This window comes from Sphingomonas sp. CFBP 13706, assembly GCF_014842355.1.
GTDB classification, from domain to species: Bacteria; Pseudomonadota; Alphaproteobacteria; order Sphingomonadales; family Sphingomonadaceae; genus Sphingomonas; species Sphingomonas aerolata.
Genome location: NZ_JACYVM010000007.1, coordinates 143,778 through 168,833 on the forward strand (window position 1 = coordinate 143,778; position 25,056 = coordinate 168,833).

The window sequence follows — 25,056 nt, forward strand, 5'->3', positions numbered from 1 at the left end:
GATGACGGTTGGGGGAAGTGGCGGTTTGCCACCGGGTGCGGTGATCGGCGGAAGAATTGCGGCGATCCGTGGGCTCCGACACATTGGTGCAACATATCGGCGCGATGAGGTGGGGGTCGCCGCTCCCTCTCCCCCTGTGGACGGCGACGTGGCCGGGTTGTTCCCCCTCCCGGTCCCTCCCTGAACTACGGGGCGATCGTCATGGTCGCCCCGCTTTTTTCTGCCGGGCCTGGGTCGCGTTCGAGACGCGCCGTCCGCCACGCTCCTGACCTGAAACACGTCATCCCAGCGAAGGCCGGGATATCCCTTGTGGTGGGCGACATGCGCCTCACGGGGATATTCCGGCTTTCGCTGGGATGACGGTCGTTCAGGGGGCAGGCGTCGCCCCGGATCGCTCCGGGACGACGTCGCCGGATCAGGCGGCCAGCTTGCGCAGGACGTAGTGCAGGATGCCGCCGTTGAGGAAATATTCCAGCTCGTTGACGGTATCGATCCGGCACTTGGTCTCGAACGTCTCGCTGCTGCCGTCGGCGCGGGTCATCTTCACACTCACGTCCTGACGCGGGCGGATGCTTGCCACGTCGAGAATGGTGAACGTCTCCGAGCCGTCGAGGCCGAGCGTCTTGCGATCGGTGCCTTCGGCAAACTGCAACGGCAGCACGCCCATGCCGACCAGGTTCGAACGGTGGATACGCTCGAAGCTCTCGGTGATGACCGCGCGGACGCCGAGCAGGTTGGTGCCCTTGGCCGCCCAGTCGCGCGACGAACCGGTGCCATATTCCTTGCCCGCGACGATCACGAGCGGCGTGCCGTCGTTCTTGAAGCGCATGGCGGCGTCGTAGATCGCCATGACCTCGCCGTCATACTTGGACATGCCGCCCTCGACGCCGGGGACCATCTCGTTCTTGATGCGGATGTTGGCGAAGGTGCCGCGCATCATCACGTCATGGTTGCCGCGGCGTGCGCCATAGCTGTTGAAGTCGGCCTTGCTGACCTGATGCTCCTGGAGGAAGCGGCCGGCCGGGCTGTCCGCCTTGATCGAGCCTGCGGGCGAGATGTGATCGGTGGTGATCGAATCGCCGAGGATCGCCAGCGGCTTGGCGTCGATGATGTCCTGCACCGGCGACGGCGTCATGCTGAGGCCCTCGAAGTACGGCGGGTTGGCGACATAGGTCGACCCTGCGCGCCAAGCGTAGGTGTCCGAACCCGTGACGTCGATCTCGCGCCACTTCGAATCGCCCGCATAGACGTCGCCGTAGCGCGCACCGAACATCGACGCGTCGATGTTGGCGTCCATCGTGCTGCGGACCTCCTCGTTGGTCGGCCAGATGTCGCGCAGATACACGTCCTGACCGTCGGTGCCCTGACCCAGCGGCGTCTCGATCATGTCGGTCGTGACAGTGCCCTTGATCGCATAGGCGACGACGAGCGGCGGCGATGCGAGGAAGTTGGCGCGGACGTCGGGCGAGACGCGACCTTCGAAGTTGCGGTTGCCCGAGAGGACCGACGCGGCGACGAGGTCATTCTCGTTGATCGCCGACGAGATCGCCGGCGCCAGCGGGCCCGAATTGCCGATGCAGGTCGTGCAGCCATAGCCGACGAGGTTGAAGCCGAGCGCGTTCAGGTCGGCGGTGAGGCCGGCCTTGTCGAGATAGTCGGTGACGACCTGCGAACCCGGCGCCAGCGACGTTTTCACCCAGGGCTTCGACTTGAGGCCCAGAGCGTTCGCCTTGCGCGCGACGAGACCGGCGGCGACCAGCACCGACGGGTTCGACGTGTTGGTGCAGCTGGTGATCGCGGCGATCACGACGTCGCCGTCGCCGATGTCGTGCTCACGACCCTCGACCGCGACGCGGGCGGGCTGTTCCTTGTGGTACAGCTTGTGGAGGTCGCTGTTGAACACCTCGTCGACCTTGTTCAGGCTGACGCGGTCCTGCGGGCGCTTCGGGCCGGCGAGCGATGCGACGACCGAACCCATGTCGAGCTCGAGCGTGTCGGTGAAGACGGGGTCCTCGGCATTCTCGTCGCGCCAGAAGCCGTTGGCCTTGGCGTACGCCTCGACCAGCTCGACATTCTCGTCAGACCGCGCGGTGAGGCGCATGTAATCGAGCGTCTTGTCGTCGATCGGGAAGAAGCCGCAGGTCGCGCCATATTCCGGCGCCATGTTGGCGATCGTCGCGCGATCGGCGAGCGTCATCGACGACAGGCCGGGACCGAAGAACTCGACGAAGCGGCCGACCACGCCCTTGGCGCGCAGCATCTGCGTGACGGTCAGCACGAGATCGGTGGCGGTGATGCCCTCGTTCAGCTTGCCGAGCAGCTTGAAGCCGACGACTTCGGGGATCAGCATCGACACGGGCTGGCCGAGCATCGCGGCCTCGGCCTCGATCCCGCCGACGCCCCAGCCGAGCACGCCGAGACCGTTGATCATCGTCGTGTGGCTGTCGGTGCCGACCAGCGTGTCCGGATAGGCGATCATCGTGCCGTCGCCGTGATCACCCGACGACGCCGACGACCAGACGGCCTGGCCGATATATTCGAGGTTCACCTGGTGGCAGATGCCGGTGCCGGGGGGAACGACCTGGAAATTGTCGAGCGCCTTGCTGCCCCACTTGAGGAACTCGTAGCGCTCGATGTTGCGCTCGTACTCGAGGTCGACGTTGTCCTCGAACGCCTTGGGCGTGCCGAACTCATCGACCATCACCGAGTGATCGATGACGAGGTGGACGGGAACCTGCGGGTTGATCTTCTCGGGGTTGCCGCCGAGCTTGGTCATCGCGTCGCGCATCGCGGCGAGATCGACGACGCAAGGTACGCCGGTGAAATCCTGCATCAGCACGCGCGCGGGGCGATACTGGATCTCGCGGTCGCTGCGACGCTCCTTCTGCCAGTCGACGATCGCCTGGATGTCGTCGCGCGTGACGGTGACGCCGTCCTCGAAGCGCAGGAGGTTCTCGAGCAGCACCTTCATCGAGAAGGGCAGGCGGCTGATGTCGCCGAGCTGTTCGGAGGCCTTGGCGAGGCTGTAATAGTCATAGGACTTGCCGCCGGTCGAAAGGCTCGTGCGGGTCTTGAGGGTGTCCTGGCCGATGGCAGTCATAGGGGTCCTTCCCGTGGGCGTCGGGCCGCCGGGCGCCGAGGGGAAAGCGGCCTATGGGACCGCGGGGGCGCGTAGGGGACCGACCTGAATGCGGTTACTGCCGGGGCCTTAGCAAGGGGGGGCGGGCGGGGGAAGGGCGGGTTTTGCCTTAGACGCGGTTTCGCGTGCGCGACTAACATTGCGACCGGGCCACAACCGGTTATGCTCCGGCTCCGTCGAAGGCCGATGCAGCAAGCACGCCGGAATGGAGAGGACCATAAATATGAATGGAGAGGACCATAAATATGTCAGACGATGTCAAAGCCGCGATCGACAAGGGTGCTGGTCGGGCAAAGGCGGCAACCGACCAGGCCGCCGACGCCGCGAAGACCGCGACCGACCGGATGCAGGCGGATGCGCAGAGCGCGCAGGCCGCGTTTTCGGATCATTTCGGCGAGCCCGCCAAGCGCGCGGGCGAGGCGCTGAAGGAATCGGGACGCAAGATGGCGGAGAACGGGTCGACGATCGGCGCGAAGATGATCGACCAGGCCGAACAGAACACGCGTGAGGCGTTCGCGGCGATGCGCGAGGCGGCGTCCGCCAAGGACCTGACCGACGTGATGAAGATCCAGAGCGACTATCTGCGGACACAGAGCGAGCGCAGCATGAGCCAGGCGCGCGAGATCGGCGAACTAATCATGCGGTTCGGGCGCGACGCGGTCACGCCGATGAAGGGCGGCTGATCATCGATCCGCGCCGGGCCGACAGGATCGGCCCGGCGCGACCGGCCTATTCCGTGCGCGGTGTGCCGTTGGCGGTGACAGGGCGCGGTCCGTTGGCGGTCGCCTCGAGCGTCGAGTCGCCGCCGAGCACGCGGTAGAGCGTGACGCGGTTGCTCGCGCCGACCAGCTGCGTCGCGACGAGGTTGCGCTGCGCGGTGTAGAGCGAGCGCTGCGCGTCGAGCGAGCTGAGGAAGGTGTCGATGCCACCGCGATAGCGCGCGTCGGACAGGCGATAGGTGTCTTGCGCCGCCGCGGCGAAATTGACGTTGGCGGCGAGCTGATCGGCGATCGTGCCCTGGCGCGCGAGCGCGTCGGCGGTTTCCTGGAACGCGGTCTGGATCGATTTTTCGTAGGTGGCGAGCGCGGCGTCGCGCTGCGCCTTGGTATATTCGACATTGGCGACGCCCGCGCCGGCGCGGAAGATCGGGTAGCTGATCGAGGGCGCGACCGAATAGTTGAACGCGCCGCCCGAAAACAGCGAGGTCAGCGCGCTGCTGGCAAAGCCGAGCAGGCCGGTGAGCGAGACGCGCGGGAACAGCTCGGCACGCGCCGCGCCGATCTCGGCATTGGTCGCGCGCAGCTCATATTCCGCCTGAACGACGTCGGGGCGGCGGAGCAGGATGCCGCTGTCGAGGCCCGCGGGCAGGGTGGCGACGGTCGGCAGCGCCTGCTCGATCGAGGCGGGCAGGAGCGCGGCGTCGACCGGCGCACCGACGAGCAATTGCAGCGCGTTGATGTCCTGGGCGAGCGCGGTCTTCTGAGTCGCGAGGTCGGATTGCGCGGTGAACAGGATCTGCTGGGCCTGGCGCAGGTCGGTACGCGGCGCGACGCCGCCGCGGAGCCGCGCCTGGGTGAGCGTGACGCTGCGCTGCGAGCTGGCGACGGTGTCCTGCGCGATCTTGAGCAGGCTCTGGTCCGAGGCATAGGTCAGCCACGCGTCGGCGATGTCGCCGACCAGCGTCAGCCGGGTCGCGCGCGCCGCGGCCTCGGTCTCGAAATAACGGTTGAGCGCGGCACCGGTGAGCGAGCGGATGCGGCCGAACAGGTCGAGCTCGAACGCGGTGGTGCCGAGGTCGACCGAGAAGGCGCTGTTCGAGCTGGACGAGCTGACGACGGTCCCGCCCGTGCCGGTGCCGCCGGTCCCCGTGCCGGTACCGCCCGTGCCGGTGCCTGTCCCGGTTCCTGTGCCGCCCGTGCCCGTGCCCGTGTTGCTCGTCGCGGTGCTGCGCGCGCCATTGCCGCCGCCCGAATAGCTGTAGCGCCCGCTCGCATCGATCTGGGGGAGCAGGTCGGCGCGCTGGATGCGATATTGCGCGCGGGTCGCGGCGATGTTCGCGGCGGCGACGCGCAGGTCGCGGTTGTTCGCCAGCGCCTGAACGATGATCTGCTGGAGCCGCGGGTCGCGGAACACGTCGCGGTAGGTGAAGGCCGGGAGCGCCGCCTCGGACTGGCGCAGATAGGCGTCGCCGACCGGCCAGGACACCGGCGTCGGCAGCTCGGGCCGGACATATTTGGGGGCAAGCGAGCAGCCCGCGAGCGCGGTCGACGCGGCGAGGATCAGGAGTGGCGAACGCATCATGCGGGCTCCGGCCGGTGGGGGCCTGGTTGTTCGGGAGGACCGAGCTTTTCGGAATCGCGACCGTCATGGTCATCCTCGCCGCCGTGGAAGCCGGTCGGTCGACCACGCAGCTTGGCGATGCCGTCGCGCGCGCCGCGGCGGACGAGCACGAAGAACAGCGGGATGTAGAAGATCGCGAGCAGGGTCGCGGTCAGCATCCCGCCGACCACCGCGGTGCCGATCGCGATACGGCTGTTCGCACCCGCGCCGGTCGACAGCGCGAGCGGCAGCACGCCGAGGATGAACGCGAACGACGTCATCAGGATCGGACGAAGACGGATCTTGGCGGCGGACAGCGCAGCCTCGATGACGCGCTTGCCCTTGCGCTCTTCCTGTTCGGCGAACTCGATCATCAGGATCGCGTTCTTCGCCGCGAGCCCCATCGTCGTGAGCAGCCCGATCTGGAGATACACGTCGTTGATGAGCCCGCGCAGCGTCACCGCGAGGATCGCGCCGACGAGGCCCAGGGGGATGACGAGCAGCACCGCGATCGGGATCGACCAGCTTTCATAGAGCGCGGCGAGGCACAGGAAGACGACGAGCAGCGACAGACCGTAGAGGATCGGCGCCTGACCCGAGGACAAGCGTTCCTGATAGGAGAGCCCCGACCACGCGACCGAGGTGCCGGGGATCTTCCCGGCGAGCTCGGCGATCCGGGTCATCGCGTCGCCCGAGCTGACGCCCGCCGCGCCCGACCCCTGGATCTCGTAGGACGAGATGCCGTTGAACCGCGACAGCGTCGTCGGCGCCTGCGACCAGCTGGTCCGCGCGAACGAGGAGAAGGGTGCCATCTGGCCGTTCGATCCGCGGACGAACCACTGGCTCAGGTCCGAGGGTGCGGCGCGGAACTGCGCGTCGCCCTGGACATAGACGCGCTTGACGCGGCCGCGGTCGATGAAGTCGTTGACATATTGGCCACCCCAGGCGGTCGACAGCGTCGAGTTCACGTTCGCCTGGGTCAGCCCGAGCGTCGAGAGCTTCTGCTGGTCGGCATCGACGCGCAGCGTCGCGACGTCGGGCAGCTCGGTCAGGCGGATCGCGGTCAGCGAGGAATCGGCGCGGGCAAGCGCGAGCAGCTTGTCGCGCGCGGCGTTGAACTCGGTCTGGCTCAGGCTGCCGCTGTTCTGCAGCTGCATCGTGAAGCCGTTCGACGAGCCGAGACCGCGGATCGCCGGCGGGACGAGCGAATAGACCTGCGCATCGCGGAAACCTGCGAACGCCTGGGCCGCACGGCCGGTGATCGCCTCGGCGGTATTCTCCTTGCCCTCGCGGTTTTCCCAGGGTGCGAACGAGACGAAGCCCTGGCCGGTATTCTGGCCGCTCGCACCACCGCCCCCGCCGCCGCTGACGGTGAACATCGTGCTCACATTCGCCTTCTCGTTCGTGAAGTAATATTTCTCGATCTGCTTCTGCAGCGCGAAGGTGCGCCCTTGCGTCGCGCCCGCGGGCAGCTGGAACTGGACGATGCCGGTGCCCTGGTCCTCGGTCGGCAGGAAGCCCGTGGGCAGGCGGAGGAACATCACCGCGAGCAGCGCGACGACCGCGGCATAGATCAGCAGGAACAGCCATTTGCGATTGACCACCGACTGGACGGCGCCGACGTATTTCCTGGTACCTTTTTCGAACGTGTCGTTGAACTTGTCGCCCGCGCGCGTGAAGAAATGCGCGACCTTCGGAAATTTGCGCTCGCCCCAGCTCTGTTCGGGATTGCCGTCGGCATCCTTCTTCTTCTGCTTGAGCAAAGTCGCGGTCAGCGCCGGCGACAGGATCAGCGCGACGAGCACCGACAGCACCATTGCCGACACCATCGTCAGCGAGAACTGGCGGTAGATCACGCCGGTCGACCCGCCGAAGAACGCCATCGGCAGGAACACCGCGGACAGGACGAGCGCGATCGCGACCAGCGCGACGGTGATCTCGTTCATCGACTCGATCGTCGCCTCGCGCGGCGACATGTCGGGGTTTTCCTCCATCAGGCGCTCGACATTCTCGACGACGACGATCGCGTCGTCGACGAGCAGGCCGATCGCGAGCACGAGCCCGAACAGCGTCAGCGTGTTGATCGAGAAGCCCGCGAGATAGAAGACGCCGAACGTGCCGAGCAGCACGACCGGCACCGCGATCGTTGGGATCAGCGTCGCGCGCCAGCTCTGCAGGAACACGAACATGACGATGACGACGAGGATGACTGCCTCGATCAGCGTCTTGATGACTTCTTCGATCGACAGCTTGATGAAGTTGGTCGTGTCGTTGGCGTAAGCGAATTTGAGGCCGGGCGGGAAGCTCTTGGCCGACTTCTCGACATAGGCCTTGACCAGCTCGGCGGTCTTGAGCGCGTCGGCGCCGGGGGCCAGCAGCACCGCGATGCCCGCGCCCGGATGCGCGTTGACGCGGCTGCGCGCGTTGTAGTTTTCGGCGCCCAGCTCGATCCGCGCGACGTCGCGCAGCTTGACCGTCGCGCTCGTGTTGGTGGTCTTCAGGATGATGTTGGCGAACTGCTCCGGCGTCTGGAGACGCGACTGCGCGGTCACGGTCGCGTTGAGCATCTGCGTGTCGGGCTGGGGCTGGCCGCCGAGCTCGCCGGCCGCGACCTCGGTATTCTGCGCCTGGATCGCGGTCGTCACGTCGCTCGGGATCAGCTGGAAGCTCGCCAGCTTGTTCGGGTCGAGCCAGATCCGCATTGCGTACTGCGCGCCGAAGACGTTGCTGTCGCCGATGCCGGGGATACGGCCGAGCGGGTCCTGAAGGTTCGAGACGAGATAGTCCGAGACGTCCTGGTTGGTCAGCTTGTCGGTCTCGTCATAGACGCCGACGATCAGGAGGTTGTCCGGGTTCGACTTGCGGACGACGAGGCCCTGCTGCTGCACCTGGGTGGGGAGGCGCGACAGTGTCTGCTGGACCTGGTTCTGGACCTGGACCTGCGCGATGTCGGGATCGGTGCCCTTTTCGAACGTGACCGTGACCGTCACCGAGCCGCGCGACGACGAGGACGAGCTGAAATAGATCAGCCCGTCGATCCCGGTCAGCGACTGTTCGACGACCTGCGTCACGCTGTTCTGGATCGTCTGCGCGTTGGCGCCCGGGAAGGTCGCGCGGATCGTCACCTGTGGCGGCGCGACGTCGGGATATTGTGCGATCGGCAGGCTCATGATCGCGCCGATGCCGCCGAGCATCACGATGATCGCGAGCACCCAGGCAAAGATCGGGCGATCGATGAAGACACGGGATAACATAAGGGTCTAGCCGGCCTTTTTCTGGCTGGCCTTATCGCCACCCGAGGAGTCGCCCTTGGGCGCTTCGATCTTTTGCGCGGTGTTTTCGGGGACCGGCTTCACGCTCTGATTGGGGGCGATCTTCGACAGCCCCTGCGTGATGATCCGGTCGCCGGGGTTGAGCCCGCTGGTGACGACCCAATAGGGGCCCTGCGTCCGGTCGGCTTTGATCGTCTTCTGCACCGCCTTGTTGTCGGCGCTGACGACATAGACGGTCGCATTGCCCTTCGCGTCGCGCGCGACGCCCGCTTGCGGCACCAGGAACGCGCGCTGGTTGATCGCCTGCGCGAACTTCGCCTGGACGAACATGCCCGGCAGCAACAGCCCCTGTGGATTGGGGAAGCGCGCGCGCAGCGTCACAGTGCCGGTCTCGGTGTTGACCAAAGCTTCGGCGAATTCGACCGAGCCGGTCGCGCCGTAATCGCTGCCATCCTCGAGCTTGAGGCGCACCTCGGCGCGGGTCGGGACGATGCCGTTCTGGCCGAGCGAGCGCCGCAGCGCGAGCAGGTCGCCCGAGGCCTGCTGGATGTCGACGAAGATCGGGTCGAGCCGCTGGATCTGCGACAGCGGATCGGTCTGAGTCGCGGAGACGAGCGCGCCGACGGTAAACAGCGAGCGGCCGATCCGCCCGGTGATCGGCGCGGGGACGGTCGTGAACTTCAGGTTGATCTGCGCGGTCTCGAGCGCGGCGCGGGTCTGCGCGACCGAGGCGGTCGCCTGACGCGAGGTCGCGATCGCGTTGGTATAGTCTTGCTTGCTGATCGCCTCCATCTCGGCGAGCGGCTTGTAGCGCTGCGCAAGGATGCCCTGCGCCTCGGCATTGGCGCGCGCGCTCTGCAGGTTCGCCTGCGCCTCGTTGGCGGCGGCGCGGTAGAGGCGCGGGTCGATCTCGTAGAGCGGCTGGCCCTTCTTGACGAGCGTGCCTTCGGTGAAGAATCGGCGGCGGATGATCCCGGTGACCTGCGGGCGGACGTCCGAGCTTTCGAACGCGGTCGTGCGGCCGCTGAGTTCGGTGGTCATCGCGACGCTCGACGGCTGGATCACGACATAGCCGACAGTGGGGGTGCCCTGGCCCGGCTGACCGCCCTTGCCCTTGCCTTTTGCGGCATCGCCGCCGCCACCGGAACAGGCCGCGAGGCCGATCAGCGCGGGTGCCATCACGGCGTAGCGCCAAGGGGTAAGTCGTTTGGCTATCAAGTGGGGTATCCGCGATCAGATGAGGGCCGGCTAAACCATGCGGATGTACCAGAAGTATGTCAGTTGAAAAGCGGACGCGAAAAATAGGGAAGAAAGAGTAACCTGGTTTGTTGGTGGGGGTGTTTTCTGGTGTTTCCGGGGTGGGGTTTTTTCGCGGTTGGTTGTGTTGGCGAAGGTCTGGATCCTGGGTCGCGAGGGGATCGTTGGTGGCTCTGGATCCTGACTTTCGTCAGGATGACGGGGGGTTTTGGGGGGGGCTGTTGCGATGATTCCGCTGATCGGTTCGTATTCCTGATCCGTTCGTGTTCCCCAACCCATTCGTGTCGCCCCAATCCGTTCGTTTCGTTTATCCGTTCGTTCCCCCCCTCCGTTCGTGCTGAGCGAAGTCGAAGCACCGTCTCTTGGGGCATGCCCTTCGACTTCGCTCAGGGCGAACGGGGAGGGGGGAAGGGCGCGGGTGGGTTGGATCGGGGGCAGTTGATTTGAAAAGGCGCAACACATGATCGATGACGACAAGCAGGCGGCGGCGGTGGCGGCGGTGGCGGAGGTTCGGGAGGGGATGCTGGTCGGGCTGGGTACCGGGTCGACCGCGGCGTTCGCGATCCGCGCGCTGGGCGAGCGGGTCGCGGCGGGGCTCGACGTCCGCGCGGCCGTCACGTCCGAGGCGAGCGGCACGCTGGCGCGGCAGGTAGGCATTCCGGTGCTCGACTTTGCCGATATCGCGCAGGTCGACCTGACGATCGACGGCGCGGACGAGATCGACGCGCGCTGTTTCGCGATCAAGGGCGCTGGCGGGGCGATGCTGCGCGAGAAGATTGTCGCCGCAAGCTCGGCACGGATGGTCGTGATTGCGGACGGATCGAAGCGGGTCGAACGGATCGGTGCGGCGAAGCTGCCCGTCGAGCTGCTGCCCTTTGCCCGGGCCTATGTGATGCGCGTGCTGACCGACCTTGGCGGAGCGCCGGTGATTCGCCCCAACTATCGGACGGATCAGGACAATCTGGTCGCGGATTGCCGATTTCCGACGCTCGACGACCCGCACGCGCTGGCGGCGGTGCTGGCGGGGATTCCCGGCGTACTGGGCCACGGATTGTTCCTCGACGAGGTCGATGCCGCGTATATTGCATCGAAAGGCGTCGTTACGCGACTGGAACGCTCGGGTGCATCCGCCTAAAGGCATCCTATGTTGGCAACCAGATCGGATGCGCGGCGTTCGGTCACCGTCTAGAGCGAGGCTTTCTTTCATGACCGATACCGCAACCGCCCCCACGATGAAGGCGGATCCGAACCTGCACGAGGACGGTTCGCCCGAGCGTCTGACGATCGATACGATCCGCACGCTGTCGATGGACGCGGTGCAGAAGGCCAATTCGGGCCATCCCGGCACGCCGATGGCGCTCGCGCCGGTCGGCTACACGCTCTGGTCGAAATTCCTGCGCTACGATCCCAAGCACGCCGACTGGCCCAATCGCGACCGGTTCGTCCTGTCGGTCGGCCATGCGTCGATGCTGCTCTATGCGCTGATCCACCTCGCCAAGATCGAAGAGATCAGCGCGGACGGCGAGAAGAGCGGCAAGGAGGCCGTCAGCCTCGAGGACATCCGGCAGTTCCGCCAGCTTTCGTCCAAGACGCCGGGCCACCCCGAATATCGCCACACCACGGGCGTCGAGACCACGACCGGCCCGCTCGGCCAGGGTTGCGGCAATTCGGTCGGCATGGCGATCGCCGAGCGCTGGCTCGCGGCGCGCTACAACAAGGACGGCTTCACGCTGTTCGACCATGACGTCTACACCATCTGTGGCGATGGCGACATGATGGAGGGCGTCTCCGCCGAGGCGGCGAGCATGGCCGGGCATCTGAAGCTCAGCAATCTCTGCTGGATCTACGACAGCAACCACATCTCGATCGAGGGCGCGACCGATCTCGCGTTCGACGAGGATGTCGGCCTGCGCTTCGACGCTTATGGCTGGAACGTCATCCATGTCGACGACGCGAACGACACGGCGGCGCTGAGCCGTGCGATCGAGACGTTCAAGGCGACCACCGACAAGCCGACCTTCATCGTCGTGCATTCGGTGATCGGTTACGGCAGCCCCAAGGCGGGCAGCGAGAAGGCGCATGGCGAGCCGCTCGGCGACGAGAATATCCGCCTCACCAAGCAGGCCTATGGCTGGCCCGAGGACAAGTCGTTCTACGTTCCGGACGGCGTGATCGAGCATTTCAACGGTGCGATCGCAGAGCGTGGCGCCAAGCTGCGTGACGAATGGGTCGCGCTGACCGACAAATATCGGGGTGCATATCCCGAGCTGTCGGCCGAGCTCGACCTGCTGCTCAAGGACGAGCTGCCCGAGGGCTGGGACGCGGACATTCCCGTGTTCGAGGCCGATCCCAAGGGTGTCGCCAGCCGCGATTCGGGTGGCAAGGTGCTCAACGCGATCGCCGCCAAGGTGCCGTGGCTGATCGGCGGTTCGGCGGATCTCGCGCCGTCGACCAAGACCGACATCAAGGGCCAGCCCTCGTTCGAGGCGAACAACTATGCCGGCCGCAACTTCCATTTCGGCATTCGCGAACATGGCATGGGCGCGATCGTCAACGGCATGGCGCTGTCGCATCTGCGCTCCTACGGTTCCACCTTCCTCGTGTTCGTTGATTACATGCGCGCACCGGTGCGCCTGTCGGCGATCATGGAGGTCGGCGCGGTCTGGGTGTTCACGCATGATTCGATCGGCGTCGGCGAAGATGGCCCGACGCACCAGCCGATCGAGCATCTCGCCACCCTGCGCGCGATCCCCGGGCTCGACACGATCCGCCCGAGCGACGCGAACGAAGTCGTCGCGGCGTGGAAGGCGGTCCTGAAGGATGCCAGCACGCCCGCCGCGCTGATCCTGTCGCGCCAGGCTTTGCCGACGCTCGACCGGACCAAATATGCGAGCGCCGACGGCGTCGAGCAGGGCGGTTATGTGCTCGCCGATTGTGACGGCACGCCCGACGTGATCCTGATCGCGACGGGCAGCGAAGTGTCGCTGGCGGTCGACGCGCATGAGAAGCTGGTCGCGGACGGCGTGAAGAGCCGGGTCGTGTCGATGCCGAGCTGGTATCGCTACGAGCTGCAGGACGCCGCCTACAAGGAAAGCGTGTTGCCGCGGGGCGTGCGCGCCCGCGTCGCGATCGAGATGGCCGGGTCGATCGGTTGGGACCGCTATGTCGGGCTCGACGGCGCGACCGTGACGATGTCGACCTTCGGTGCCTCGGCACCGCTCGCCAAACTGCAGGACAAGTTCGGGTTCACCGTCGACAATGTCGTCAAGGTTGCCCGCCAGGTTATGGAGACCAAGTGATGGGTGCGCTCAACGATCTCGAAGGCTTCGGCCAGGCGGTATGGCTCGATTTCGTCGACCGGAAGTTCCTGGAGGCCGGCGGTCTCCAGAAGCTGGTCGATGAGGACGGGCTGACCGGTGTCACGTCCAACCCATCGATCTTCGAAAAGGCGATGGGGCACGGCGAGGCCTATGACTCGACGCTCGCCAAGTTCGACAAGGAGAACCCCGGCGCGGCGACGATCGACCGCTACGAGCATCTCGCGATCCAGGACATCAAGGCGGCGGCGGAGACGCTGAAGCCGGTGTACGACAAGCTCGATGCCAAGGACGGCTATGTCAGCCTCGAAGTGTCGCCCTATATCTCGGACGATACCGACGCGACGATCGCCGAGGCGCGCAAGCTGTGGGCGGCGGTCGACCGGCCGAACCTGATGATCAAGATCCCGGGGACGCTTGCGGGCGGCCCGGCGATCTCGACCGCGATCTCGGAAGGGATCAACGTCAACGTGACCTTGCTGTTCTCGATCGACGCCTATGTCCGCGTCGCCGAGGCCTATGCGGCGGGGCTCGAGAAGCGCGTCGCCGAGGGCAAGCCGATCGATAGGATCGCCAGTGTCGCGAGCTTCTTCGTCAGCCGGATCGATACGATGATCGACAAGCAGATCGATGCGCGCCTCGAAAAGGGTGATGCCGACGCGGATGCGCTGAAGGCGGTACGCGGCAAGGTCGCGATCGCTAACGCGAAGATGGCGTATCAATGGTATCTCGAGTTCCTGAAGTCGGACCGCTGGCAGGCACTCGCCGCCAAGGGCGCACAGCCGCAGCGGCTGTTGTGGGCGTCGACCGGGGTCAAGGATCCGAGCTATCCCGACACGCTCTACATCGACACGCTGATCGGTCGTGACACGGTCAACACGATGCCGCCAAAGACGATGGACGCGTTTCGCGACCATGGCACCGCGGCGGAGACGATCACCGCGGATGTCGACGGCGCGAAGCATGTGCTGGCGGAAGCCGAGCGGCTGGGCCTCGACCTGACCGGCGTGACCGGCACGCTGGTCGAAGAGGGCGTCGCGTCGTTCGTGAAGGCGTTCGACGACCTGCTCGGGTCGATCGCGAAGAAGCAGCCGGCGACGGCGTAAGACACGTTCCCGCTCGTGCCGAGTAGGGATCGAGCGAAGCCGAGAGACCGTATTGAGGTACATGTCCCTCGATACGTCGTCTCGACACGTTCGACGTCTACTCGGGACGAACGGCAGGTATTTCCAGCGAAAGCGCGGAGTGAATCATGAAGATCGGACTGATCGGCCTCGGCCGGATGGGCGGCAATATCGCGCGCCGGTTGATGAAGAACGGCCATGAGGTCGTCGCATTCGATCGCGATGCGGAGGCGGTGAAGAAGCTCGCGGCGGATGGCGCGATCGGTGCGGACTCGCTCGACGACATGCGCGGCAAGCTCGACACGCCGGCGATCTGGTGGGTGATGGTGCCCGCGGGCGAGCCGACCGAGCAGACCGTACAGGCGATCGCCGAAAAGGCCGCCGAGGGCGACATCATCATCGATGGCGGCAACAGCTTCTACAAGGACGACGTCCGCCGCGCGAAGGAGCTCGCCGAAAAGGGCATCCGCTATGTCGACGTCGGCACGTCGGGCGGCGTCTGGGGCCTTGAGCGCGGCTATTGCATGATGATCGGCGGCGAGACGGAGACGGTCGATTATCTCGATCCGATCTTCGACACGCTGGCACCGGGCATGGGCGAGATCGTCCGCACGCCGGGCCGCATCGAGGGGCAGGCCGATCCGCGTGCGGAAAAGGGCTATATCCACGCCGGCCCTCCGGGTGCCGGGCATTTCGTCAAGATGGTCCATAACGGCATCGAATACGGCCTGATGCAGGCCTATGCCGAGGGCTTCGACATCCTCAAGGGCAAGTCGGGCGAGCATGTCGCCGAGGACCAGCGCTTCGACATCAACCTGACCGACGTCGCCGAAGTGTGGCGTCGCGGCAGCGTGATCTCGTCGTGGCTGCTCGACCTGTCGGCGATCGCGCTGGCCAAGGACGGCACGCTCGAAGGGTTCAGCGGCAGCGTCGCGGATTCGGGCGAGGGCCAGTGGACGATCGACGCGGCGATGGAGGAGAAGGTGCCTGCCAACGTGCTGAGCGCCGCGCTCTACGCACGCTATCGCAGCCGGGTCGACCATACGTTCGGCGACAAGCTGTTGTCGGCCATGCGCTTCGGCTTCGGCGGGCACGTCGAGATGCCCCAGTGAACGGGCAAGTGACCATCAAGCTGCTCGTGTCCGACGTCGACGGCACGCTCGTCGACAAGGACAAGAAGGTCGCACCCGCGACCGTCGATGCGGTCAAGCGGCTGAAGGCGGCGGGCCTGGGCTTCACGATCATCAGCGCGCGGCCGCGATCGGGGATGATGCCGATCGCCGAACTGCTCGGCATCGACGAGCCGATGGGCGCGTTCAACGGCGGCATCGTGTTCAAGCGCGACGGCACGGTGATCGAGCATCACATGGTCGATGTCGACGTCGTGCGCGGCGCGATGGAGATCATCGGTGACGCGCCGGTCGATACCTGGATCTTCGCCGACGACGTCTGGTATGCCAGCACCGACCAAGGCAGCCATGTCGACAGCGAGCGCAAGGCCTCGGCGCAGGACCCGGTGATCGTCGCCGACTTCACCGACCTGCTGGGCAAGGCGGATAAGGTGACGTTCGTCAGCGACGACGAGGATCTGCTGCGCGACCTGCACGCCAAGGTGGCGGCGCAGTTCGACGCGCAGGCGACGATCGTTCAGAGCCAGACCTATTATCTCGACATCACGCCCGTGGCGGGCAACAAGGGCAGCGGGATCGAGGAACTCGCGGACGCGTTCGGCATCAGCCTGACGCAGACCGCGGCGATCGGCGACCAGGCGAACGACATCGCGATGCTCAAGCGGGCCAGGCTGGCGATCGCGATGGGCAATGCGCCGCAGTCCGTCCGCGACGTCGCGCACGAGATTACCACCGCGAACGATGCCGATGGCGTCGCACACGCGATCGACACATTTATCCTGACTGGAGTTTCCGCATGAAAGAGTTGGTTGCCTTTGACCTCGACGGAACGCTGGCCGAAAGCAAGCAGCCCTTGCAGGAGCCGATGGGCGAGGCGCTCGCGGACCTGCTCGACGTCGCGCATGTCGCGGTGATCTCGGGCGGCGACTGGCCGCAGTTCGAAAAGCAGGTCGCGAGCCGTCTGCCCGAGCGCGCCGATCGCACCAAGCTGTGGCTGATGCCAACGACCGGCACCAAGCTGTACCGGTTCGACGACGCCTGGCGTGCGGTCTATGCCGAGCTGTTCGAGGAAGACGAGAAGCAGAAGATCCTCAAGGCATTCGACGAGTCGCTCGAGGCGACCGGGTTCGTCCCCGAGCAGACCTGGGGCGAGCGGATCGAGGATCGCGGCAGCCAGATCACCTTCTCCGCGCTCGGCCAGGAAGCGCCGATCGACGCCAAGCACAGCTGGGATCCCGACTTCGCCAAGCGCAAGGTGATCCAGGCCGATCTGCGCCAGCGTCTGCCGGGTCTGTCGATCAACATGGGCGGCGCGACCTCGATCGACATCACGCGCGAGGGTGTCGACAAGGCGTATGGCCTGAAGAAGCTCAACGAGGCGAGCGGCATCGCGCTCGACAAGATGATGTTCATCGGCGACGCGATCTTCCCGGGCGGCAACGACTATCCGGCCGAGCAGCTCGGGCTCGACGTCGTAAAGGTGAAGAATGTCGACGGCACGCTGGCGGCGATCGCCGGGATCGTCGCATGTCTGAAGTAAGCGCATGAGCGTCGCGTTTCGCCGTGAAAGCGACGAGGAACATCTCGAGCCGAAGTTCGAACAGCCGATCGCGCCGGGGCCCAATCTGGTCACGGCGCGCGGCCTTGCGCTGATCGGCGAGCGCGTCGAGACGATCGAGGCGGCGGTGGCGGCCGAGACCGACGAGGAAGCGCGCAAGGTTCTGCTGCGCGACCTGCGCTACTGGCACACGCGCCAGACGACGGCAGAGCTCGCGCCTGAGCCCGAAGAGGGCGAGGTCGGGATCGGATCGTCGGTGCGCGTGCGGATGAACGGCGCGGAACGTACGATCGCGATCGTCGGCGGTGACGAGGCGGAGCCGGGCGAGGATCGCCTCGCCTTCTCCGCGCCGCTCGCGCGCGCGCTGATGGGCGCCGCGGTGGGCGAGACGGTGGCGTTTGCCGGCAAGGCGGATGCGATCGAGATAGTGGAGATCGCATAATGGCCGAGGCCAAATTCGAACGGCATCGCCAGCCCTGGACCCAGGACGAGATCCAGAAGCTGCACACGCTCGCCAAGAAGGGCATGGCGCTGAAGGCGATCGCCAAGGCGCTGACGCGGAGCGAGGAATCGGTGAAGACGCGCGCGAAGGAAGATTCGCTGAATATCGCGAAGCTGCGCTGATTTTTCCGGTGCCCTGATTTTCGTCAGGATGACGATTGAAGAATTCACCACCCCGGCGGAGGCCGGGGTCCAGTTGGCGAGGTGGGGGTAACGGCGCGCGACGTGCGTCATTGCCGTCCCCCAACTGGGCCCCGGCCTTCGCCGGGGTGGTGCTTTCGGTAGCAGCAGGTGGCGCCTATATGGGCGATCCCGAACGCGCTGCATCCGGCCTTGTTCTCCCGCGAACGCGGGAGCCCAGTCCGGGTCCCCGCCTTCGCGGGAAAACACCTTTGACCAGCGGCCCGCACCCCGCGCCGCACGGAGCGAACCTTGTCCGACTATGACGCGATCATCCTTGGCGCCGGCGCCGCCGGGCTCATGTGCGCCGCGGTCGCGGGGCAGCGCGGGCGGCGGATCCTGCTCGTCGATCATGCCGAGCAGGCGGGCAAGAAGATTCTGATCTCGGGCGGCGGGCGGTGCAATTTCACCAACATGCACACCGCCGCCGACCGCTATATCTCCGCCAATCCGCATTTCGCCAAGTCCGCGCTCGGTCGCTACACCGCGCAGGATTTCCTCGCCCTCGTCGAGTCCTACGGGATCGCGTGGCACGAAAAGACGCTGGGGCAGCTGTTCTGCGATGGCTCGGCGAAACAGATCGTCGAGATGCTGCTCGATGAATGCGACAAGGGGCGGGTCGACCTGTCGCTGGGACGCGGCGTCACTGCGGTCGAGCAGGGTGACGGCGGCTACCGCGTCGCGATCGACGGCCGCGCGGTCACCGCGCCCGCGCTGGTGATCGCGACCGGTGGGCCGTCGATCCCGAAGATGGGCGCGACCGGTTTTGCCTATGATCTGGCGCGGCAATTCGGGTTGAAGGTGGTCGAGCCGCGGCCCGCGCTCGTCCCGCTGACGCTCGGCGGCGACGAGATCCTGTTTCGCGAATTGTCGGGCGTCGCCGCCGATGTCGTTGCGACGGCCGGCAAGACCGCGTTCCGCGAGGCGGCGCTGTTCACGCATCGCGGACTGTCGGGCCCGGCGATCCTGCAGGCCTCGTCCTATTGGCGGCACGGCCAGCCGGTGGGCATCGATTTCGTCCCCGACCGCGACTCCGGCTGGCTCCCCGCAGCGAAGCGCACCACGCCGCGCACGACGCTGCGCAAGCTGCTCGGGGGGACGCTGCCTGACCGACTCGCCGAGACGCTTAGCGAGCGGCTGGGGATGACAGGGGAGATTTCCACGCTCACCGATCGCCGGCTGCAGGACGCGGAGCGTGCGCTAAGCCATTGGCAATTCACGCCAAATGGCAGCGAAGGCTATGCCAAGGCGGAGGTGACGGCGGGCGGAATCAGCACTGCTGAGCTTTCTTCACAAACAATGGAAGCCAAACGCGTAAAAAACCTGTATGCGGTCGGCGAAGCGGTCGATGTCACAGGGTGGCTCGGCGGCTACAACTTCCAATGGGCATGGGCGAGCGGGTGGGCCGCGGGCCAAGTCCTGTAGGGACCACCACGCCAGTGCTTTGCCGTAGCGTCAAGCCGGCCACCAATTAGGACGTACATGCCTTTTTCAAATATTCCGTCGCTTCTTTCCGAAGCGCTCGCTGCGCGTGGCTATACCGCGCTCACCCCCGTCCAGGCGCATGTGATCGAGGAGAATGCGGTCGGTCGCGATCTCGTCGTGTCGGCGCAGACCGGCTCGGGCAAGACCGTCGCGTTCGGCCTCGCCATGGCTGGCGAACTGCTCGGTGAAGCGGGTGAGGACGGCGTCCAGCGCCTGCCGGCGCCGCACAAGCCGCTCGTGCTCTGCATCGCCCCGACCCGCGAACTCGCGCTGCAGGTCAGCCGCGAGCTGATGTGGCTCTATGCCAAGGCCGGCGCGCGCATCTCGACCTGCGTCGGCGGCATGGACGCGTCGAAGGAGCGTCGCAGCCTCGCACACGGCGCGCATATCGTCGTCGGCACGCCCGGCCGTCTGCGTGACCATCTCGAGCGCGGCGCGCTCGACCTGTCGGCCCTGAAGGTCGCAGTGCTCGACGAGGCCGACGAGATGCTCGACATGGGCTTCCGCGAGGATCTCGAGCAGATCCTCGACGCGTCGCCCGAGCAGCGCCGCACCTTGCTGTTCTCGGCGACGATGCCGCGGCCGATCGTCGCGCTCGCCAAGCGCTACCAGCGCGACGCGGTGCGGATCTCGACCGTCGGCGAGGATCGCGGTCATGGCGACATCTCGTACCAGGCCGTCACGGTCTCGCCGTCCGAGATCGAGCATGCGGTGATCAACCTGCTGCGCTTCCATGAAGCGGAGACGGCGATGCTGTTCTGCGCAACGCGCGATAACGTGCGCCATCTGCATGCGAGCCTGGTCGAGCGCGGTTTCGCCGCGGTCGCGCTGTCGGGCGAGCATTCGCAGAACGAGCGTAACGCGGCGCTCCAGGCGCTGCGGGACCGCCGTGCGCGCGTCTGCGTCGCGACCGACGTCGCCGCGCGCGGCATCGATCTGCCGACGCTCAGCCTCGTCGTTCACGTCGAGCTGCCGCGCGATGCCGAGACGCTCCAGCATCGCTCGGGTCGTACCGGTCGTGCGGGCAAGAAGGGCACCGCCGTCCTGATCGTGCCGTTCCCGCGTCGCCGTCGCGTCGACATGATGCTGAAAGGTGCGAAGATCAACGCGGAGTGGGTCAACGCCCCGACCGCCGAGGACATCCGCAAGAACGACCATGAGCGTCTGATCACGATGCTGATGCAGCCGGTCGAGGTCGAGGAGGAGGATCGCGAGCTGGCGACCCGCCTGATGGCCGAGAAGACGCCAGAGGATATCGCCGCGGCGCTGGTCCACATGCACCGCGCGACGATGCCGCAGGCCGAGGATCTGATCGACCAGAGCAAGCAGTCGGTCAGCGACGATCGTTCGCAGGGTCCGCGCGCGGGCTTCGAGGACACCGTCTGGTTCCGCATGGACATCGGCCGTCGCCAGAACGCCGATCCGCGCTGGATCTTGCCGCTGATCTGCCGTCGCGGGCACATCACCAAGTCCGAGATCGGTGCGATCCGCATCGGCCCGAACGAGACCGCGTTCGAGATCCCGCGCGCCGTCGCGTCGCGCTTCTCGGCGGCGATCCAGCGCACCGCGCAGGCGGGCGAAGAGGAGAGCGGCGTCGCGATCGAGGCGATGCAGGGCGCGCCCGAGAGCACCGCACGCCATGCCGGCGGCGGTGGTCGCAGCAACGCGGGCGCCCCGCGCTCGACGCTGCACCGCGCGGCCCCGCGCGGCGGTCCGGCGCCGGCGCGCAAGGCGCCGTATCGCGGCAATCGCGAGCGTAGCTGAACCTGCCGCCTTCCGTTCGTGCTGAGCGACGTCGAAGCACCCCGGCTTGGGGCATGCCCTTCGACTTCGCTCAGGGCGAACGGGGTGAGGGCGCCGGCCGCCTCCAGCCCCGTCATCCTGACGAAAGTCAGGATCCAGAGCCGCGGACGCCGTCCTGCTTGATCCTGGATCCTGACTTTCGTCAGGATGACGGGAGGGGTAGGGGCGGAAAATGACCATGACCGACACGCCACCCTCGCTCCGCATCCTCGTCGACGCCGATGCGTGTCCCGTCAAAGACGAGATCTACAAGGTCGCGTGGCGGCACGAGGTGCCCGTCACCATCGTCGCGAACAGCCATTTTCGCGTGCCCGTCCACCCGCTCGTCAACCGCGTCGTCGTCAGCGACGGGTTCGACGCCGCCGACGACTGGATCGCCGAGCAGGCCGATGCGAAGGCGGTGGTGATCACCGCCGACATCCTGCTCGCCGATCGCTGTGTGAAGGCAGGCGCGACCGTGCTCGCCAACACCGGCAAGCCGTTCACCACCAGCTCGATCGGCGGTGCGATCGCGACGCGCGCGATCATGGCCGATCTGCGCGCGGGCGGCGACGTGATCTGTGGCCCTGCACCCTTTGCCAAGGCGGACCGGTCGCGTTTCCTGTCCGCGCTCGACGCTGCGCTGGTCCGGCTGAAGCGCGGCTGAGCCATGGCTCGACTTCCCCGGTCTCTCCGGGCACACATAGGTTATGCGTCCCCCTCTGCTCGATCGTGATGAACTGCTCGCGCGACAGGCGTTCCAGCTCGCGCTGGTCGACCTGTTCCGGACGATGGCGCGGCCCGACGACATCATGGCGGCGGCCGCCGCGGCGCTGGGCTCGCATCTCGACGTCGCACGCTGCGGCTATGACGAGGTGTCGGCGGACGGCGCGATGACCCGGGGCGTCAGCGACTGGTCGAACGGGACGCTGCCCGGCCTCGCCGCGACGCCAGACGGAGACGGAGACGGGGACGGGGACGGGGACGCGGCACTGGGCGCGGGCGTGGTCGCCGATCTGCGGCGCGGGCACACGGTGATCGTCGACGATTGCGCGACCGACGCACGCGCGCGTGATCCGGCGACCGCGCGGTGCTGGGCGCAGGCCGGCGTCGGCGCGCTGATCGCCGCGCCGCTGCTCCGCGACGGGCGGCTGGCGGCGGTCCTGTACCTGCACGAGGCCACGCCGCGCGACTGGACCAGGGCGGATATCGCGCTGGTCGAGGACGTCGCGCTGCGCACGTCGGACGCGGTCGACCGGGTGCGCGGTGAGATCGCGGTGAAGGCGAGCGAGGCACGCTATCGCTCGCTGTTCGAATCGATCGATGCGGGGTTCTGCGTGATCGAGGTGCTGTTCGCCGACGGCGCGCCGTACGATTATCGCTTCCTCGAGGTGAACCGGGCGTTCGCGCGCAACACCGGGCTCGACGACATGATCGGGCGGACGATCCGCGACGTCGTGCCAAACATGGAACAGCGCTGGTTCGACCTGTACGGCCATGTCGCGACGACCGGCGAGCCGCTGCGGTTCGAGGATCCCGCCTCCGCGCTGCAGGATCGCTGGTTCGAGGTCTATGCCTACCGCGTCGATGCGCCCGAGCAGCATCATGTCGCGGTGCTGTTCAACGACATCAGCGAGCGCCGCCGCAACGAGGTGGCGCTGTCCGAAAGTCGCGAGGAGCTGGAACTGGCGACGCGGGTCGCGCGGCTGGGGCGGTTCGACTATCGTCCGGCGGACGGCATGCTGCGCTGGGACGACCGGTGCCGCGCGCTGTTCGGGATCCCGGCGGGCGCCCCGGTCGAGTACGAGTCCGCCTTCCTCGCCAATCTCCACCCCGACGACCGCGCAGCTGCCGATGCGCAAGTCGCCGCCGCGCTCGATCCGCGGGGCACGCGGATGTTCGATTCGGAATATCGCACGATCGGCCAGAGCGACGGCGTCGAGCGCCATATCGTCGCGCACGGCATCGCGTTCTTCGATGGCGATATCCCGATCCGGCTGGTCGGGACGGTCGTCGACATGAGCGACGATCGCCGCGCACAGGCGGCGCTGCGCGAGACGAGCGAGCGGCTGCGGCTCGCCAGCCGCGCGACCAACGACGCGATCTGGGACTGGGACCTGCGGAGCAACTCGGTGCTGTGGAACGAGGCGCTGACGCGCGCCTATGGCCATGTCCTGCCCGATGCGAAGTCGACCGGCGACTGGTGGCTGGACCAGGTCCATCCCGAGGACCGCGCGCGGATCCATGCGAGCATCGATGCGGTGATTTACGGGCAGGACAGCGACTGGACCGACGAATACCGGTTCGCCTGCGCCGACGGCCGCTATGCCGATGTGCTCGACCGCGGCTATGTCATCCGCGACGAGGACGGCGCGCCCACGCGGATGATCGGCGCGATCCTCGACCAGTCGACGCGCAAGGCGGCGGAGCGCCAGCTGCGCGCGATCAACGAGGGACTGGCCGAAGCCGTCGAGGTGTCGACCGCCGACCGCGACCGGTTGTGGGAATTGTCGTCCGACATCATGCTGCGCGCCGAGTTCGACGGCACGATCGTCGCCGCCAATCCCGCCTGGACCGACATGCTGGGCTGGTCGATGGACGAGATCGTCGGACGCCAGCTCTTCGCGCTGCTCCACCCCGACGACGTCGCGCATACCAGCTTGGCCGCGGCGGGGATCGCCCGCGGCGAGGCGGTCGCGCGGATCGACAATCGCTATGCCCACAAGGATGGCAGCTATCGCTGGATCAGCTGGGCGGCGCGGCCGGGCGACGGGATGATCAACGCGGTCGGGCGCGACGTCACCGCGGACAAGGAGCGCGAGGCACAGCTCGCGCGCGCCGAGGATGCGCTGCGCCAGGCGCAGAAGATGGAGGCGGTCGGCCAGCTGACCGGCGGCATCGCGCATGATTTCAACAACATGCTGACCGGTATCCTGGGCGGGCTCGACATGGTCCGGCGCAACGTACCCGAACCGCGCCCGGACAAGGTCGACCGCTATCTGGAGGCGGCGACGGTCTCCGCGCAACGTGCCGCGGGGCTGACGCAGCGGCTGCTCGCCTTTTCGCGGCGCCAGTCGCTCGACGTGAAGGCGACCGATGTCGACCGGCTGATCGCCGACATGGAGGATCTGCTCGCACGGACGCTCGGCGAGAATGCGCGGCTCGAGATCCGGCGGCAGGACGCGACCTGGCCGGTGACGACGGATGCCAACCAGCTCGAAAGCGCGCTGCTCAACCTCGCGATCAACGCGCGCGACGCGATGCCCGAGGGCGGGCGGCTGACGATCGAGACCGAGAACACGCATCTCGACGCGCACTATACCGAGGCGATCGGGGATCTGGCGCCCGGCGACTATGTCGCGATCGGCGTCAGCGACACCGGCACGGGCATGTCGAAGGCGGTGATCGAGAAGGCGTTCGACCCGTTCTTCACCACCAAGCCGATCGGGCAGGGCACCGGGCTCGGCCTGTCGATGATTTATGGCTTTGCGCGCCAGTCGGGCGGGCATGTCCGGATCTATTCGGAGGAGGGCAAGGGCACGACGGTCAAGCTGTACCTGCCGCGCTTCCACGGCACCGCGGCGGCCAGCGTGCCGACCGCGGACCGCGACCTGCCGCGCGCGGACGGCGAATGCGTGCTGGTGGTCGAGGACGATGTCGCGGTGCGGATGCTGATCGTCGATATCCTCGGCAGCCTCGGTTACGGCGTGATGGAGGCGGGCGACGCGCGCGCGGCGATCCCGATCCTCGAAAGCGAGCGGCGGATCGACCTGCTGGTCAGCGATGTCGGCCTGCCCGGGATGGATGGGCGCCAGCTCGCCGAGGTCGCGCGGCGGCATCGCCCCGATCTGCGCATCCTGTTCGTCACCGGCTATGCCGAAAAGGCGGCGGTGCGCGGCGAGTTTCTGGGTGCGGGGATGGAGATGATCACCAAGCCGTTCGCGCTCGACATGCTCGCCGAACGGATCCGCGAGATGGTCGCGCGCTGACCC

The 25,056-nt window shown here is 66.9% G+C and carries 17 protein-coding genes; 13 read left to right on the forward strand and 4 right to left on the reverse strand.

Annotation, left to right across the window (positions count from 1 at the left end):
• Positions 1-415 precede the first annotated feature (415 nt).
• Positions 416-3,100 (reverse strand): aconitate hydratase AcnA, encoded by a 2,685-nt coding sequence (gene acnA, locus IFS44_RS14300; RefSeq protein ID WP_192098918.1) that lies wholly within the window; start codon positions 3,098-3,100, stop codon positions 416-418.
• Positions 3,101-3,384: 284 nt separating this feature from the next.
• Here acnA and IFS44_RS14305 point away from each other — a divergent pair, with 284 nt between their 5' ends.
• The gene (locus IFS44_RS14305) at positions 3,385-3,822 is read left to right on the forward strand and encodes a phasin family protein (RefSeq protein ID WP_056409166.1); all 438 of its coding nucleotides are present in this window, start codon (positions 3,385-3,387) and stop codon (positions 3,820-3,822) included.
• A 46-nt stretch (positions 3,823-3,868) separates the two neighbouring features.
• Here IFS44_RS14305 and IFS44_RS14310 read toward each other — a convergent pair whose 3' ends face one another.
• From IFS44_RS14310 to IFS44_RS14320, 3 genes are read right to left on the reverse strand one after another with little or no spacing between them, the layout of a single operon-like run.
• Positions 3,869-5,440 (reverse strand): efflux transporter outer membrane subunit, encoded by a 1,572-nt coding sequence (locus IFS44_RS14310; protein ID WP_192098919.1) that lies wholly within the window; start codon positions 5,438-5,440, stop codon positions 3,869-3,871.
• On the reverse strand, positions 5,437-8,712 hold the full coding sequence (locus IFS44_RS14315) for a multidrug efflux RND transporter permease subunit (protein WP_042467751.1): 3,276 nt from the start codon (positions 8,710-8,712) through the stop codon (positions 5,437-5,439). Before IFS44_RS14315 ends, IFS44_RS14310 begins: the two co-directional genes overlap by 4 nt.
• Positions 8,713-8,718: 6 nt before the next feature.
• A complete protein-coding gene (locus IFS44_RS14320; protein WP_056679550.1) occupies positions 8,719-9,909 on the reverse strand; it encodes an efflux RND transporter periplasmic adaptor subunit in 1,191 nt (396 codons plus the stop codon).
• A 538-nt stretch (positions 9,910-10,447) separates the two neighbouring features.
• On the opposite strand from IFS44_RS14320, the gene rpiA reads away from it, so the two are divergent.
• The 12 genes from rpiA to IFS44_RS14380 all read left to right on the forward strand — a co-directional run bounded on the left by rpiA (position 10,448) and on the right by IFS44_RS14380 (position 25,053).
• Complete coding sequence (rpiA, locus tag IFS44_RS14325) at positions 10,448-11,122, forward strand: ribose-5-phosphate isomerase RpiA (RefSeq protein WP_192098920.1); 675 nt, start codon at positions 10,448-10,450, stop codon at positions 11,120-11,122.
• A gap of 70 nt (positions 11,123-11,192) precedes the next feature.
• Positions 11,193-13,286 (forward strand): transketolase, encoded by a 2,094-nt coding sequence (tkt, locus tag IFS44_RS14330; protein ID WP_192098921.1) that lies wholly within the window; start codon positions 11,193-11,195, stop codon positions 13,284-13,286.
• Positions 13,286-14,410: a transaldolase gene (gene tal, locus IFS44_RS14335; protein ID WP_192098922.1), complete on the forward strand. Its 1,125-nt coding sequence runs from the start codon at positions 13,286-13,288 to the stop codon at positions 14,408-14,410. Before tkt ends, tal begins: the two co-directional genes overlap by 1 nt.
• A gap of 146 nt (positions 14,411-14,556) precedes the next feature.
• The gene (gene gnd, locus IFS44_RS14340) at positions 14,557-15,540 is read left to right on the forward strand and encodes a phosphogluconate dehydrogenase (NAD(+)-dependent, decarboxylating) (RefSeq protein ID WP_037528983.1); all 984 of its coding nucleotides are present in this window, start codon (positions 14,557-14,559) and stop codon (positions 15,538-15,540) included.
• Between the two features lie 8 nt (positions 15,541-15,548).
• The gene (locus tag IFS44_RS14345; RefSeq protein WP_342366431.1) at positions 15,549-16,358 is read left to right on the forward strand and encodes a Cof-type HAD-IIB family hydrolase; all 810 of its coding nucleotides are present in this window, start codon (positions 15,549-15,551) and stop codon (positions 16,356-16,358) included.
• Positions 16,355-17,098, forward strand: a complete 744-nt coding sequence (locus IFS44_RS14350; protein WP_031396456.1) for an HAD-IIB family hydrolase — start codon at positions 16,355-16,357, stop codon at positions 17,096-17,098. Before IFS44_RS14345 ends, IFS44_RS14350 begins: the two co-directional genes overlap by 4 nt.
• A gap of 4 nt (positions 17,099-17,102) precedes the next feature.
• Positions 17,103-17,558 carry a GreA/GreB family elongation factor gene (locus tag IFS44_RS14355; protein WP_031441771.1) on the forward strand — a complete coding sequence of 152 codons (456 nt, stop codon included), beginning with the start codon at positions 17,103-17,105 and terminating at the stop codon, positions 17,556-17,558.
• Positions 17,558-17,740, forward strand: a complete 183-nt coding sequence (locus tag IFS44_RS14360; protein WP_031396458.1) for a hypothetical protein — start codon at positions 17,558-17,560, stop codon at positions 17,738-17,740. Before IFS44_RS14355 ends, IFS44_RS14360 begins: the two co-directional genes overlap by 1 nt.
• A gap of 309 nt (positions 17,741-18,049) precedes the next feature.
• A complete protein-coding gene (locus IFS44_RS14365; protein WP_261362608.1) occupies positions 18,050-19,222 on the forward strand; it encodes an NAD(P)/FAD-dependent oxidoreductase in 1,173 nt (390 codons plus the stop codon).
• Positions 19,223-19,279: 57 nt separating this feature from the next.
• Positions 19,280-21,046 (forward strand): DEAD/DEAH box helicase, encoded by a 1,767-nt coding sequence (locus IFS44_RS14370; protein ID WP_166746924.1) that lies wholly within the window; start codon positions 19,280-19,282, stop codon positions 21,044-21,046.
• 217 nt (positions 21,047-21,263) lie between these two features.
• Positions 21,264-21,731, forward strand: coding sequence for a YaiI/YqxD family protein (locus tag IFS44_RS14375; protein WP_192098960.1), 468 nt, complete (start codon positions 21,264-21,266; stop codon positions 21,729-21,731).
• A 43-nt stretch (positions 21,732-21,774) separates the two neighbouring features.
• Positions 21,775-25,053 carry a PAS domain-containing protein gene (locus tag IFS44_RS14380; RefSeq protein WP_192098924.1) on the forward strand — a complete coding sequence of 1,093 codons (3,279 nt, stop codon included), beginning with the start codon at positions 21,775-21,777 and terminating at the stop codon, positions 25,051-25,053.
• Positions 25,054-25,056: the final 3 nt, after the last annotated feature.

Coding starts and splice junctions, on each gene's coding strand:
- tal (WP_192098922.1), top strand. CDS start 13,286: ATGGGTGCGCTCAACGATCTCGAAGGCTTCGGCCAGGCGGTATGGCTC.
- IFS44_RS14375 (WP_192098960.1), top strand. CDS start 21,264: ATGACCGACACGCCACCCTCGCTCCGCATCCTCGTCGACGCCGATGCG.
- gnd (WP_037528983.1), top strand. CDS start 14,557: ATGAAGATCGGACTGATCGGCCTCGGCCGGATGGGCGGCAATATCGCG.
- IFS44_RS14315 (WP_042467751.1), bottom strand. CDS start 8,712: ATGTTATCCCGTGTCTTCATCGATCGCCCGATCTTTGCCTGGGTGCTC.
- acnA (WP_192098918.1), bottom strand. CDS start 3,100: ATGACTGCCATCGGCCAGGACACCCTCAAGACCCGCACGAGCCTTTCG.
- IFS44_RS14380 (WP_192098924.1), top strand. CDS start 21,775: ATGCGTCCCCCTCTGCTCGATCGTGATGAACTGCTCGCGCGACAGGCG.
- IFS44_RS14355 (WP_031441771.1), top strand. CDS start 17,103: ATGAGCGTCGCGTTTCGCCGTGAAAGCGACGAGGAACATCTCGAGCCG.
- IFS44_RS14370 (WP_166746924.1), top strand. CDS start 19,280: ATGCCTTTTTCAAATATTCCGTCGCTTCTTTCCGAAGCGCTCGCTGCG.
- tkt (WP_192098921.1), top strand. CDS start 11,193: ATGACCGATACCGCAACCGCCCCCACGATGAAGGCGGATCCGAACCTG.
- IFS44_RS14310 (WP_192098919.1), bottom strand. CDS start 5,440: ATGATGCGTTCGCCACTCCTGATCCTCGCCGCGTCGACCGCGCTCGCG.
- IFS44_RS14305 (WP_056409166.1), top strand. CDS start 3,385: ATGTCAGACGATGTCAAAGCCGCGATCGACAAGGGTGCTGGTCGGGCA.
- IFS44_RS14350 (WP_031396456.1), top strand. CDS start 16,355: ATGAAAGAGTTGGTTGCCTTTGACCTCGACGGAACGCTGGCCGAAAGC.
- rpiA (WP_192098920.1), top strand. CDS start 10,448: ATGATCGATGACGACAAGCAGGCGGCGGCGGTGGCGGCGGTGGCGGAG.
- IFS44_RS14360 (WP_031396458.1), top strand. CDS start 17,558: ATGGCCGAGGCCAAATTCGAACGGCATCGCCAGCCCTGGACCCAGGAC.
- IFS44_RS14320 (WP_056679550.1), bottom strand. CDS start 9,909: ATGGCACCCGCGCTGATCGGCCTCGCGGCCTGTTCCGGTGGCGGCGGC.